Origin of the sequence: Caenispirillum bisanense (assembly GCF_900230255.1) — a bacterium.
Classification (GTDB): Bacteria; Pseudomonadota; Alphaproteobacteria; order Rhodospirillales; family Rhodospirillaceae; genus Caenispirillum; species Caenispirillum bisanense_A.
In genome coordinates this window covers 1-12,527 of the sequence record NZ_OCNJ01000016.1, presented here as the reverse complement: position 1 = coordinate 12,527, position 12,527 = coordinate 1, and the positions used below count along the sequence as shown (strand labels likewise).

Sequence of the window (12,527 nt, the reverse complement as noted above, 5' to 3'; positions counted from 1 at the left end):
GACAACGACCGACGACCAAGAACAAAGGACACGACCGCGATGATCGTTCGCAAGCTCGAAGACCTCATCGGCACCGAAGCGGAAGTGAAGGCCGACAAGGGCACCTGGACCAGCCGCCGCATGCTGCTGCGCAAGGACGGCATGGGCTTCTCGTTCCACGACACGCTGATCCACGGTGGCACGGAAACCTACATCCACTACGCCAACCACCTGGAAGCGGTGTACTGCGTCGGCGGCAAGGGCGAGATCGAGGTCATCGACTCCGGCGAGAAGTTCGAGCTGCACGACGGCGTCATGTACGCGCTGAACGGTCACGAGCGCCACTGGCTGCGCGCCACCGAGACCATGCGCATGATCTGCGTCTTCAACCCGCCGCTGACGGGCAAGGAAGACCACGACGAGAACGGCGTCTACCCGCTCATCACCGACGAGGACGACGCGGCCGCCTGACCGCCGCCGCTGCGGCCTTCTGGGAAGGCGCGACCGCGCGCCTTCCCGTCCCCTCCGCGAAAGGGACCTGATCACCCGACAACGACAATCATAAGAGGAGACAAGTCATGAACGCGATCCAGGAGCAGGACTTCTACCCGTCGCGCCAGGGTGTCGAAGACACCATCACCGACCGCAAGGACCCGGTGGTTTACGGCACGGCGGCGGACGGCCCGCTCAGCCAGGACGAACTGGATGCCTACGACCGCGACGGCTTCCTGTTCTATCCCGGCTTCTTCGGTGCGGACGACCTGGCGTCGTTCAAGACGGAGCTGGACCGCCTGTGGAAGGCGGCCGCCACCGACGCCGGTGACGAGGTGATCCGCGAGCCCGAGAGCGAGATCGTGCGCTCCATCTTCCGGGTGCACGAGACCAGCGACGTGTACCGGGCGCTCGCCGCCGACCCGCGCCTCGCCGACCGCGCCCGCCAACTGCTGGGTAGCGACGTCTACGTCCACCAGAGCCGCATCAACTACAAGCCCGGGTTCAAGGGGAAGGAGTTCTACTGGCACTCCGACTTCGAGACCTGGCACGTGGAAGACGGCGTGCCGCGCATGCGCATGGTCTCCTGCGCCATCTGGCTGACCGAGAACAACCCGGTCAACGGGCCGGTGATGGTCATGCCGGGCTCACACAAATGGTACGTCGGCTGCTCTGGCGGCACCCCCGACGACCACTTCAAGGCCTCGCTGCGCCGCCAGGAATTCGGCGTGCCCTCCAACGGCAGCATGGAATGGCTGGAGCAGCGCTGCGGCATCGAGCAGCCCATCGGCCCGGCCGGATCGGTGCTGCTGTTCGAATGCAACGTGATCCACGGCTCCAACGGCAACATCACGCCGTACCCGCGGTCGAACGTGTTCATGGTCTACAACAGCGTCGAGAACACGCCCAAACAGGCCTTCGGCCCGGCCAAGCGCCGGCCGCACTTCCTCGGCAGCAGCGACTTCACACCGCTGCCGCGCGGGTAGGGGGTGCGTCGCGACGAGGGGGGGGCGCCGCGGCCTCTTCCCTACAGTGTCATGCCCGGACTTGATCCGGGCATCCACGGCTCCCCCGGCGGCGGCCGTGGAGGATGCCGCAATCACGGCCGCCGCTGGTGACGCCGTGGATGGACGGGTCGAGCCCGGCCATGACGATTTCTGCAGTTACCTCAGCACCTTGTCGTGACGCCGGCAGCGCCAGTCTCCCCCGCGCCCGCACAACCGCACATTTCCCTTGCCGCACCGCACAACCACATTACACTCCAAGTTGCTGTGGGGGATTCCCGGCAACAGGGGGATGTGTGTCATGACGATCTTCAACAAGGGGGCCGCGGCCGTATGCGCCGCGGCGACGATGCTGGCTGCGGTGCCGGCGGGGCATGCGGCGGAGGCGCCGCCGCTGCCGCGGCTCACCGTGGACTGGAGCCAGGTGTCCGTCTCCGGCCTCAGTTCGGGCGCCTACATGGCGGTGCAGATGCAGACAGCGCATTCGGCCGACATCATGGGGGCGGGCATCTTCGCCGGCGGGCCCTACGGCTGCGCCCGCGGCGGTCTGACACTGGCGACTCTGACTGAGGCCATCACCAGCTGCGTCAACATCTAGCAGGTGTCGTGGACGCCGGTCAGCGGCAAGGGCTCGTACCTGCGGCCGCCGGTGGTGAAGGACCTCGTGGCCGGCACCAAGGATCTCGCCCGCAGCGGCGCGATCGATCCGGTGAGCGGGTTGGCCGACGACAAGGTCTACCTGTTCTCCGGCAAGGCCGACCACACCGTGCCGCAGGCGGTGATGACGGCCCTGAAGCAGTGGTACGGCGCCTTCGTCCCGGCGGCACAGGTCACCGGCGATTTCGGCGTCGACGCCGGCCACGCCATGATCACCGGCGACTACAAGAACGACTGCCCGGTGACCGAACTGCCCTACATCAACGACTGCAAGCTCGACGGCGCCGGCAAGACCCTGGCGACCATCTACGGCCCGCTGAAGAGCGATCCCGACGCCAAGGGCCGCATCATCGAGTTCGACCAGCGCGAATTCGTGCCCGAGGACTCCATCGGCTACGACGGCCTGCACGACCTCGGCCACCTCTTCGTGCCCGAGCAGTGCGAGACCGGCGCGACCGCCTGCAAGCTGCACGTGGTGTTCCACGGCTGCCAGCAGAACCAGGACTTCATCGGCGACGACTACTGGCTGCGCACCGGCTACAACGAACACGCCGCGGCCAACGACATCATCGTCCTCTACCCGCAGACCAAGGCGTCGGAGAAGAGCGCCTTCAACCCGCTCGGCATGCCCAATCCCAAGGGCTGCTGGGACTGGTGGGGCTTCACCACGCAGGACTACCTGACCAAGAACGGGGTGCAGATGCGCGCCGTCTGGGGCATGGTCGAGCGCGTGGCGAACCGCAGCAATCGCTGAGGCGGCCGGACCGGAAGAAGACGGCGGCGCCCGATCAGGCGCCGCCGTTCGCCGTCATGGCCTCTTCCACCGCCGCGGCGGCGGCTTCGAGCGCGACGCACACGGCGTCGAGGCCCAGTGCCTCGGCGTCCTGCATGAGGTGGCGGATGCACAACTGCAGCGCCCGCGTCTCGCGGTCACGCATGCGGGCATCGAAGGCGGCGGCGCCGCCCCTGTCTTCCCGGTCCATGGTCGATGGTGTCCCCTACCCAATACCCGCATCTATCTTATAGTTGCGTGCAGGGAAGGCAACTGTCTTCCGGTATGAGTATGGTATGGCAGCTATTTTCCACGCCTCAGCCGTCAGACTGGCGGATCCACGTCAACTCGTGCTTGTTGGCGGACAGGTGCAGGACCCGGGATCCGGGGATCTCGGCGAAGGCGCGGGCGGTTGCGTGGTCGGTCTCGCCCTGGAACTTGATGGTGCACAGGAAGTTGTGGGCGAGCCCGCTGTCGATCCACTCCTGCGCCAGGCGAAGCAGGCGCTGCGGGTAGCAGATGACGTCCGACAGCAGCCAGTCCACCGCGCCCACGTCGGCCGGCTTCAGGCCGAAGGCGCTTTCCTGGCGGAACTCCACGTTGGGCAGGCGGGCGACGCGCGGGTCGAGCGGCGCCTTGTCGACGCTCACCACATGGGCGCCGAGCCGCTGCAGCACCCAGGTCCAGCCGCCGGGGCAGGAGCCGAGGTCGATCACCCGGTCGCCCGGACCCGGCATGCGGCCGGCGAGGGTGAAGGCTTCCCACAGTTTCAGGTAGGCGCGGCTCGGCGGCCCCTCGCGATCCTCCACGAAGGCGACCTCGCCGTTGGGGAAGGGGCTGGAGCACGCGGCCGAGGCGATCATGGTGGTGCGGTCGAGCAGCGTCCACGAGCCCAGCGGCGCCGTCGGTGCGGCCTGCGGGAAGACCAGCGGCTTGGCCGAGACGTGCGGCAGCTTCTCCTGGATCAGGGCGGCGCGACGGTGGTGCTCGACGCCGTAGAACGCCCAGTTGCGCTGCATGTCCTTCAGCGCCCGCGCCGCATCCCCGTTGCTTTCGAAGCGCACGAGGCGGGGCGCCAGCCAGGTGTTCTGCGACCACGCGGCGGGGCGCGGCGGGCCGGGGGCGAAGACCAGCCGGCCGTGCACGTGGCTGACCGCATCGCCCAGTTCCTCCAGCAGCGGGTCGAGGAAACCGTCGGCGGCGAGGTAGCCGGTGAAGGGATAGTCCTCGATCTCAATCAAGGTGCAGCGAGCCCCGGTCGTGCAGTTCGGCGAGCAGGCCGAGGGCATGGGCGTCGCGCACGGCCTCGCGCAGGCGGTCGCCCTCGATGAACGTTTCAGCGCACAGCAGGCGGCCGAGGTCGGCGGCGGCGCCGGCGCAGAGGAAGCCCTCGCCGTCGACGAACAGGCGGATGCCGCCGCCGGTGCGCTCCTGGAAGGCGAAGCGGCTGCCCTCGTTGCGCCGCAGATCGGCGCCGTCAGCCAAGGCCCGGCGCACACCCTCCGGCCCGAGCGGCGTCTCGGCGGGGATGGGGAAGTATTCGTACTTGGGCTCGGTGACGTGCTTGCCGAACCACGCCGCGAGGCTGTCGGGGTCGTCCAGGCGCTTCATGATGAGGGCGCGGATGCGCTCCACCGCCGCCGGGGTGATCTCGCCGGGATTGTCCTGCACCACCAGGTCGGGGTCCTCGTAGCGCTCTTCCTCGGGCACCCGCTCGGCGATGGTGTCGGCGAACTCGCGGATCATGCCGCCGACGCCGGGGGCACGGAAGCCGACCGAGATGGTCATGCAGTCGTCGCCCTGCGCGACCCCCAGGTGGGCGAGGCGCGGCGGCAGGTAGAGCAGGTCGCCCGGCTCGCAGTCCCAGCCGTCGGTGGTGTGGAACTCGGTCAGGATGCGCAAGGACGGGTGGTCGAGGATGGGCGTGGCGGCCTCGCACATCTGCCCGATCTCCCAGCGCCGGCGGCCGTGGGCCTGCAGCAGGAAGACGTCGTAGGTGTCGTAGTGCGGCCCGACCCCGCCGCCGTCGGCGGCGTAGGAAATCATGATGTCGTCGATGCGCCAGTTGGGCACGAAGCGGAAGTCGTCCACCAGCGCCGAAACCTCGGGCACCCACAGGTCGACGCCCTGCACCAGCAGGGTCCACTTGTCCTTGGGCAGGCCCTTGAAGGTCTTTTCGGTGAAGGGGCCGTGGCGCAATTCCCACGGCGTCTTGCCGTTCTCGACGACGATGCGGCTTTCGACGTCTTCCTCCAGCGCGAGGCCGGCCAGCTCGTCGGGCTCGATGGGGCTGACGAAATCCTTGAAGGCGCCTTTGATGAACAGCGGCTTCTTCTGCCAGTATTCGGCGAGGAAGCGCGATACGGGCATCACGCCGAAGAAGGACGCATCGGCCGTCATGGCGGCGGGTCTCCAGGATCTTTACGGGATTGGGCCGGCACCTTGCCACCGGCGGCCCGCCCTGTCGAGAGGGTAGGGCGGGGGGCAGGAAGACCACCAAGACACAAAGACACAAAGAGGCCGGCGCTGACGGAGCCACCGAGCCCGGCCCCCTTGGTGTCTTGGTGGTTCGAAGAGCCCGGGAAATGGCTCTTCCGCGGCATCGGCCGTCAGACTATGGTGCGATCTCCCTGCATCGGAGGCGACCCTCATGGCGTGGCAGACATGGCTTCTGTTCGTCACCACCGTCTTCTTCCTGTCCGGCACCCCCGGCCCGAACATGCTGCTGGCGCTCAGCCACGGCATCCGCTACGGCGCCCGCCGGGCGGTGGCGACGGGCATCGGCGCGGTGCTGGCGCTGACGCTGTTGCAGATCGTCTCGGTCACCGGCCTCGGCGCCCTGCTGGCGGCGTCGGAAACGGCCTTCCTGGTGGTCAAGTGGTGCGGTGTCGCCTACCTGCTGTTCATCGGCGTGAAGACGTGGCGGGCGGAGCCGCACGTCGACGTTTCGCAGGCGGAAGCGGCCGGGCTGGACGCGCGCCCGGCCTCGGCGTGGAAGCTCGGCACTCAGGCCTTCCTGGTGTGCGTCTCCAACCCCAAGGCCATCGTGTTCCTGGTCGCCCTGTTCCCGCAGTTCATCGACACCACGCAGCCGCTGGTGCCGCAGGTGACCATCCTGGCCGTCACCTTCGGGATCTGCGAGTTCCTGTGGATCATGGCCTATGCCACCGGCGGCGGCCGCCTGGTGCCGATCCTCAAGCGGGCGGGCTTCGGCCGGCTGGTCAACCGCCTGTCGGGCGGCATGCTGATCGGCGCCGGCGCCCTGCTGGCGGCGGTGCGCCGCATATAGCCCCTTGAAGCCGGGTGGTGCGCACCGAACTAGAGTGGTAGACTGATCGCACGCAGAGTCGCGCCCGCCGCTGGAGGGAACCATGTACGTCGCACCCAATCCCTACCCGAGCCAGGATGCCGTCGCCGCTGCGGCCGCAACCGCCGCCGCCGCCGCCATGACGCCCGCCCAGCAGGCGCAGCAGGCCCTGTCGCCGCAGCAGGCGCAGGAAGACAAGGGCATGAGCCCCATCGCCGACGCCGCCCGGCAGGTCGCCGCCGGTGCCCAGCAGGCCGCCGCCACCGCCGAGGCCGAGCAGGCCCGCCGCATGGTGCCGGTGACGCCCGATCCCGATCGCGGCCGCATGGTTGACACGGTCGGCTGAGCCGTAGACCCTGCACCCACCGCAGACCCAGAGGCCGGGTTCCCTTTGGCGGACCCGGCCTTGTCGTGTCTGCGCACTCACCAAACACAAACCACCAGGGAGGAGGACCGCCCGTGATCGTCGTCTACGGCCTGAAGACCTGCGACACCTGCCGCAAGGCGCTGAAGTGGCTCATGGAGCAGGGCATCGCCCACCGCTTCCACGACCTGCGCGCCGACGGCCTGCCGGAGGCCGACCTGCGCCGCTGGATGACCGCCACCGGCCCCGATGTCCTGGTCAACCGCCGCGGCACCACCTGGCGCGGCCTGCCGCCTGAGGAGCAGGCGGCGGATCTGACGGCGGAGCGGGCGGTGACGCTGGCACTCGGCCAACCGGCGCTGCTGAAGCGCCCGGTGTTCGATCTGGGGCAGACGGTGGTGGTCGGCTTCAAGGCCGAGCAGCAGGCGGCGGTGCGTCAGGCCGCCGCCTCCTGACGGCCGAACTGTAGCTCGGCGAGGCGGGCGTAGAGCGGGCTCGACTCCAGCAACTGGGCGTGCGTGCCCGTCGCCACCAGCCGCCCGTCGTCCACCACGGCGATGCGGTCGGCGGACACCACCGTCGCCAGCCGGTGGGCGATGACCAGCGACGTGCGCCCGGCCATGAGCCGCTCCAGCGCCTGCTGCACCAGCCGTTCGCTTTCGGCATCCAGCGCGCTGGTCGCCTCGTCCAGCAGCAGCACACAGGGGTCGCGCAAGAGGGCGCGGGCGATGGCGATGCGCTGGCGCTGGCCGCCCGACAGGCGCACGCCCTTCTCGCCGAGGAAGGTGTTGAAGCCCTCCGGCAGGCGCTCGATGAATTCCAGCGCCTGGGCGGCCTCGGCCGCGGCGCGCACCTCGGCGTCGCTGGCGTCGGGGCGGCCGTAGCGGATGTTCTCCATGGCGTCGGCCGAGAAGATGATCGGCTCCTGCGGCACTAGGCCGAGGCGGCTGCGCAGGTCGGTCGGCGCCATCTCGCGCAGGTCGACGCCGTCGAGCAGGATGCGGCCGGCGTGCGGGTCGTAGAACCGCAGGATCAACTGCATCACCGTCGACTTGCCGGCCCCCGACGGCCCCACCAGGGCCACCCGCTCGCCGGGCTCGATGGTCAGGTCGAAGCCGTGCAGGGCGGCGCGGTCGGGGCGGGAGGGGTAGTGGAAGGCGACCCCCTCCATCTGCACGCGGCCCTGCGGCGGCTGCGGCAGGGGCTTGGGGTGCGCCGGGGTTTCCACGTCGGGGCGCGTCTCCAGCAGTTCCACCAGGCGTTCGGTGGCGCCGGCGGCGCGTTGCAGGTCGCCCATGACCTCCGACACCGCGCCTGTCGCGCTGGCGACGACGACGGCGTAGAACACGAAGGCGGTCAGCTCGCCGGGCGTGATGTCGCCCTGCAGCACGTCGTGGCCGCCGGCCCACAGCACGAGGCCGATGGCGCCGAACACCAGCAGGATGACGACGGCCGTCAACGCGGCGCGGGCGCGGGTGCGGCGCACGGCGGTGGCGAAGGCGGCTTCCGTCGCATCGCCGAAGCGGCGGCGGTCGATGGCCTCGTGGGTGAAGGCCTGCACGGTCCGGATGCCGTATAGCACTTCCTCGGCATAGGACGACACGTCGGAGATGCGGTCCTGGCTGGCGCGCGACAGGCGCCGCACCTTGCGCCCGAACACCACGATGGGCACCACCACCAGCGGCACCACCAGCACCACCATGCCGGCCAGCTTCACGTTGGTGACGAACAGCATGACGAGGCCGCCCGACAGGGTCAGCAGGTTGCGCAGCGCCACCGAGGCCGACGAGCCGATGACGGTCTGGATCAGCGTCGTGTCGGTGGTCAGGCGCGACAGGATCTCGCCGGTCTTGGTCACCTCGAAGAAACCGGGGTTGAGCGTCAGTACGCGGTCGAACACGGCGCTGCGGATGTCGGCCACCACCCGCTCGCCCAGCCACGTCACGAGGTAGTAGCGGGCGAAGGTGCCGGCGGCGATGATGGCGATGACGCCGAGCATGAGCAGCAGCGCCCGGTCCAGCATGGCCGGATTGCCGGCGCTGAGGCCGCGGTCGATGAGCCGTTGCAGGCCGACGCCGATGGACAGCGTCGCCGCCGCCGTGACGCACAACGCCAGGGCGGCGCCGATCATGGCGCCGCGGTAGGGCTTCAGGAAGACCGCCGTGCGGCGCAGGACCTTGAGGTCCCGCGTCGTCGGCCGGTCGGGCAGGGCAGGGGTGGGCGCGCGTGCCAAGGGGTCGTTACTCCGCCCGCGCTTTGCTGGCGATCTCGTAGACGTCGGGCGCGAGGTCCGGCGTCGCCAGCACGCGGTCCAACTCGCGCGTCATCAGCGCCTTGCGGGCCGCCTCCATGCGCCGCCAGCGGCCCATGGGTTGCAGCAGGCGGGCGCCGATCTGCGGGTTGAGGCTGTTCAGCTCCAGCACCCGGTCGACCAGGAAGGCGTAGCCGGCGCCGTCCTCGGCATGGAAGCGCACCGGGTTGGCGTTGGCGAACACACCGATGAGCGCCCGCACCCGGTTGGGATTGCGCATGGAAAAGGCAGGGTGGCCCATGAGGTCCTTCAGGCGCGCCAGGGTGTCGGGGCGCTGCGACATGGCCTGCAGCGAGAACCACTTGTCGAGCACCAGCGGGTCGCCCTTGAAGCGGTCGTGGAAGTGGTCCAGCGCCTCCGCCCGTTCCGGCACGTCGAGGTCGTTGAGCACCCGCAGGGCGGCCATGGCGTCGGTCATGTTGTCGGCGGCGCGGTACTGCTCCAGCGCCAGCTTGGCGTTGGCCGCATCCAGCCCGAGGTAGGACAGGGCGGCATTGGCGAGCGCCCGGTGGCCGGCGCCCTCGGCCGTCGGGGCGAAGGGGCCGGCGGCGGCGCGGTGGGTGTCGCGCAGGCGGCGGAACAGGGCGCCGTGGGCGCGGGCGATGTCGCGCCGCAGGGCCTCCCGGGCGGCGTGGATGCCGTCGATGTCGATGACCGCCATCTGCTCGGCCAGGAAGTCATCGCTCGGCAGGGTCAGCACCTGGGCGCGGAAGGCGGCGTCGAGGCTCTCGTCGGCGGCGCTGCTGCCGAGGGCTTCCACGAAGGCGGCGGTGTCCGGCCCCTCGTTGCTGCCGGCGGCGCGGGCGGCGACCATCTTCAGCAGCAGGTCGACGGCGTATTGCTGGCCGGCTTCCCAGCGCGCGAAGGTGTCGGGATCGTGCGCCATCAGGAGCGCGCGGTCGGCATCGGTGTGCGGCGTTTCCACCAGGCGCACCGGGGCGGTGAAGCCGCGGTTGAGCGACGGCACGGGCTTCTCGGCGAGGCCGGTGAAGCGGAAGGTCTGCTCCGCCTCGCGCAGTTCGAGCACGCGGCTGTCGGCGGCCGTGTCCTCGCCCTCCAGGCGGACGGGCAGGGGCTGGCCGGTGCGGTCGAGGAAGCCGACCTCCAGCGGGATGTGCAGCGGCCGCTTGTCCGGCTGCCCGGGCGTCGGGTCGGTGTGCTGGCGGATGGTGAGGGCGTAGACGCCGTCCTCATAGGTTTCCGTCACCCGCAGCTGCGGGGTGCCGGCCTGGGAATACCACAGTTTGAACTGGCTCAGATCACGCCCGCCCGCATCGGCCATGGCGGCGGCGAAGTCGTCGCAGGTGGCGGCGGTGCCGTCGTGGCGCTCGACGTAGAGGTCGATGCCCTTGCGGTAGGCCTCCGCCCCGAGCAGCCGGTGCATCATGCGGATGACCTCGGCGCCCTTGTCGTAGACGGTGGCGGTGTAGAAGTTGTTGATCTCGATGTAGCTGTCGGGGCGCACCGGGTGGGCGAGCGGCCCGCCGTCCTCGGGGAACTGGCGGCCGCGCAGGGATCGCACCTGGTTGATGCGCTCGACCGGCGCCGAGCGCATGTCCGCCGAGAACTGCTGGTCGCGGAAGACGGTCAGGCCCTCCTTCAGCGACAGCTGGAACCAGTCGCGGCAGGTGATGCGGTTGCCGGTCCAGTTGTGGAAATACTCGTGGGCGACCACCGATTCTACGTATTCGTATTCCGCATCGGTCGCCGTGTCGGGGTCGGCGAGGATGGCCTTGGCGTTGAAGATGTTGAGGCTCTTGTTCTCCATCGCGCCCATGTTGAAGGCGGAGACGGCGACCACGTTGAACAGGTCGAGGTCGTATTCCAGCCCGTAGACGTCTTCGTCCCATTTCATGGCCTTCTTCAGGCTCTCCATGGCGAAGGTGCAGCGCGGGCCGTTGCCGTGCTCGACCCAGATGTTCAGCTCGATGTCGCGGCCGGAGCGGGTGCGGAAGCCGTCCTGCACGCGCTCCAGGTCGCCGGCCACCAGGGCGAACAGGTACGACGGCTTGTTGAACGGGTCTTCCCACACGGCGAAGTGCCGGCCGCCGTCCAGGTCGCCCTGCTCGATGCGGTTGCCGTTGGACAGCAGCACCGGATAGGCCGCCTTGTCGGCGCGCAGGGTGACGGTGTAGCGCGTCATCACGTCCGGCCGGTCGGGGAAGTAGGTGATGCGGCGGAAGCCTTGCGCCTCGCACTGGGTGCAGAACATGCCGTCGGAGACGTAGAGGCCTTCGAGCTTGGTGTTCTCGGCCGGGGCGAACTCGGTCACCACATCCAGCGTGAAGGCGTCGGGCACGCCGCGTACCACCAGCTTGCCGTCGCCGGCGGTGTAGCGGTCGGCCGGCAGCGTCTCGCCGTCGAGCGCCACCGAGACCAGCGTCATGTCCTCGCCGTCCAACTCCAGGTCGGCGGCCGTGCCGGTGCGGGTGAGGCGTAGCGTCGCCTGTACGCGGGTCTTGGCCGGGTCCAGGTCGAAGGCGAGCGCCAGCGAGTCGACGCGGAACGGGTAGGGGGCATACTCGCTGAGGCGAATGACGCGGCGCTCTTCGGTCTTCACGGAATCCTCCGGTTCTGGCTGTCCTGGCGTTCCACCCATGTGGGGATGGGCGGCACCCGGCGGAAAGGGCGCAACGGCAAAAACCCTTGTGCCGTTGCAAGCGGCAGTGGAGCATGCCCCGACCGTCACCCCCGAGGGAAGAGCCGTTGACCGATCCTGTTCACCGCAACCCGTGGACCCGCCGCGAGGGCCGCGTCGTCTACGACAACCCGTGGATGACCGTGATCGAGGACGCCGTGCTCACACCCGCCGGCACGCCCGGCATCTACGGGGTGGTGCGGCCCAAGGGGCTCGCCATCGGCGTGGTGCCGGTGGACGACGCGGGGCATACGTGGCTGGTCGGCCAGTGGCGCTATCCGCTCGACCGCTACTCGTGGGAAATCCCCGAGGGCGGCGGGCGCAAGAGCGAACCGCCCATCGACGAGGCACGCCGCGAACTGGCCGAGGAAACCGGGCTCGCGGCCGAGCACTGGCAGGAACTCATCCGCCTCGACCTCTCCAACTCCCTGTCCGACGAACAGGCCATCATCTTCCTGTGCTGGGGCCTGACGGAAGGCGAGGCGGCGCCCGAGGAGACGGAAGACCTGATGGTACGCCGCGTGCCGCTGAGCGAGGCCTTCCGCATGGTCGCCGCCGGCGAGATCACCGACGCCATGGCGGTGGCGGCGCTGCAACGGCTGGAACTGCTGAGCCTGCGCGGACACCTGCCGGCGGGGGTGCGGATCGCCTAGGCCGTAAACTCATAAATTTCCTTGGCGTTATGCGGCCGTCGTGATTCAAGGTTCCCGAACCAGGGAGCCTTGAATGACGCGCCGCCGCTATGAACTCACTGACCGCGAATGGGAAATCCTGTCGCCGTTGTTGCCCAACAAGCCGCGTGGGGTTCCCCGCGTCGATGATCGCCGCGTGCTGAATGGCATTCTCTGGCGGTTTCGGACGGGCTCGCCATGGGCCGAGATCCCGGAGCGCTACGGCCCTTCTACAACCTGCTACAACCGCTTTGTCCGGTGGCGGAAAGCCGGGGTCTGGGACCGTCTTCTTGAGGCGGTATCAAAGGCTTACGATGGCGACATCGTGATGA

At 69.3% G+C, this 12,527-nt stretch carries 14 protein-coding genes; 9 read left to right on the top strand and 5 right to left on the bottom strand.

Annotation, left to right across the window (positions count from 1 at the left end; all coding sequences use genetic code 11):
* The first annotated feature begins 39 nt into the window (after nt 1-39).
* The 4 genes from CRP50_RS22740 (at nt 40) to CRP50_RS22725 (ending at nt 2,886) form a co-directional block, all read left to right on the top strand.
* Nucleotides 40-450, top strand: coding sequence for an ectoine synthase (locus tag CRP50_RS22740; protein WP_097281500.1), 411 nt, complete (start codon nt 40-42; stop codon nt 448-450).
* A 107-nt stretch (nt 451-557) separates the two neighbouring features.
* Complete coding sequence (gene thpD / locus CRP50_RS22735; RefSeq protein ID WP_097281499.1) at nt 558-1,457, top strand: ectoine hydroxylase; 900 nt, start codon at nt 558-560, stop codon at nt 1,455-1,457.
* A gap of 319 nt (nt 1,458-1,776) precedes the next feature.
* Nucleotides 1,777-2,073: a hypothetical protein gene (locus CRP50_RS22730; protein WP_097281498.1), complete on the top strand. Its 297-nt coding sequence runs from the start codon at nt 1,777-1,779 to the stop codon at nt 2,071-2,073.
* Between the two features lie 3 nt (nt 2,074-2,076).
* Nucleotides 2,077-2,886 carry a depolymerase gene (locus CRP50_RS22725; RefSeq protein WP_097281497.1) on the top strand — a complete coding sequence of 270 codons (810 nt, stop codon included), beginning with the start codon at nt 2,077-2,079 and terminating at the stop codon, nt 2,884-2,886.
* Nucleotides 2,887-2,920: 34 nt separating this feature from the next.
* Here the strand turns inward: CRP50_RS22725 and CRP50_RS22720 are convergent, their stop codons facing one another.
* The 3 genes from CRP50_RS22720 to CRP50_RS22710 all read right to left on the bottom strand — a co-directional run bounded on the left by CRP50_RS22720 (nt 2,921) and on the right by CRP50_RS22710 (nt 5,304).
* Nucleotides 2,921-3,115 carry a hypothetical protein gene (locus CRP50_RS22720; RefSeq protein WP_097281496.1) on the bottom strand — a complete coding sequence of 65 codons (195 nt, stop codon included), beginning with the start codon at nt 3,113-3,115 and terminating at the stop codon, nt 2,921-2,923.
* Nucleotides 3,116-3,221: 106 nt separating this feature from the next.
* Nucleotides 3,222-4,145 carry an SAM-dependent methyltransferase gene (locus tag CRP50_RS22715; RefSeq protein WP_245913650.1) on the bottom strand — a complete coding sequence of 308 codons (924 nt, stop codon included), beginning with the start codon at nt 4,143-4,145 and terminating at the stop codon, nt 3,222-3,224.
* Entirely contained in the window at nt 4,138-5,304 is a 1,167-nt protein-coding gene (locus tag CRP50_RS22710) for a cupin domain-containing protein (RefSeq protein ID WP_097281494.1), read from the bottom strand. Before CRP50_RS22710 ends, CRP50_RS22715 begins: the two co-directional genes overlap by 8 nt.
* Before the next feature lie 250 nt (nt 5,305-5,554).
* Here CRP50_RS22710 and CRP50_RS22705 point away from each other — a divergent pair, with 250 nt between their 5' ends.
* From CRP50_RS22705 to CRP50_RS22695, 3 genes are all read left to right on the top strand, one after another.
* Nucleotides 5,555-6,193 (top strand): LysE family translocator, encoded by a 639-nt coding sequence (locus CRP50_RS22705; RefSeq protein WP_097281493.1) that lies wholly within the window; start codon nt 5,555-5,557, stop codon nt 6,191-6,193.
* A gap of 82 nt (nt 6,194-6,275) precedes the next feature.
* Entirely contained in the window at nt 6,276-6,557 is a 282-nt protein-coding gene (locus CRP50_RS22700) for a hypothetical protein (RefSeq protein WP_097281492.1), read from the top strand.
* A gap of 113 nt (nt 6,558-6,670) precedes the next feature.
* The gene (locus CRP50_RS22695) at nt 6,671-7,030 is read left to right on the top strand and encodes a Spx/MgsR family RNA polymerase-binding regulatory protein (RefSeq protein WP_245913645.1); all 360 of its coding nucleotides are present in this window, start codon (nt 6,671-6,673) and stop codon (nt 7,028-7,030) included.
* Here the strand turns inward: CRP50_RS22695 and CRP50_RS22690 are convergent.
* Both CRP50_RS22690 and pepN read right to left on the bottom strand, forming a co-directional pair.
* A complete protein-coding gene (locus CRP50_RS22690) occupies nt 7,012-8,808 on the bottom strand; it encodes an ABC transporter transmembrane domain-containing protein (RefSeq protein ID WP_097281490.1) in 1,797 nt (598 codons plus the stop codon). The genes CRP50_RS22695 and CRP50_RS22690 overlap by 19 nt on opposite strands.
* Nucleotides 8,809-8,815: 7 nt before the next feature.
* Nucleotides 8,816-11,446, bottom strand: a complete 2,631-nt coding sequence (gene pepN / locus CRP50_RS22685) for an aminopeptidase N (RefSeq protein WP_097281489.1) — start codon at nt 11,444-11,446, stop codon at nt 8,816-8,818.
* 146 nt (nt 11,447-11,592) lie between these two features.
* Between pepN and CRP50_RS22680 the strand changes: the two genes are divergently transcribed.
* Nucleotides 11,593-12,177 (top strand): NUDIX domain-containing protein, encoded by a 585-nt coding sequence (locus CRP50_RS22680; protein ID WP_245913643.1) that lies wholly within the window; start codon nt 11,593-11,595, stop codon nt 12,175-12,177.
* Nucleotides 12,178-12,250: 73 nt separating this feature from the next.
* On the top strand, nt 12,251-12,527 hold a 277-nt coding region (locus tag CRP50_RS22675; protein ID WP_141415231.1), incomplete at its 3' end, for an IS5 family transposase.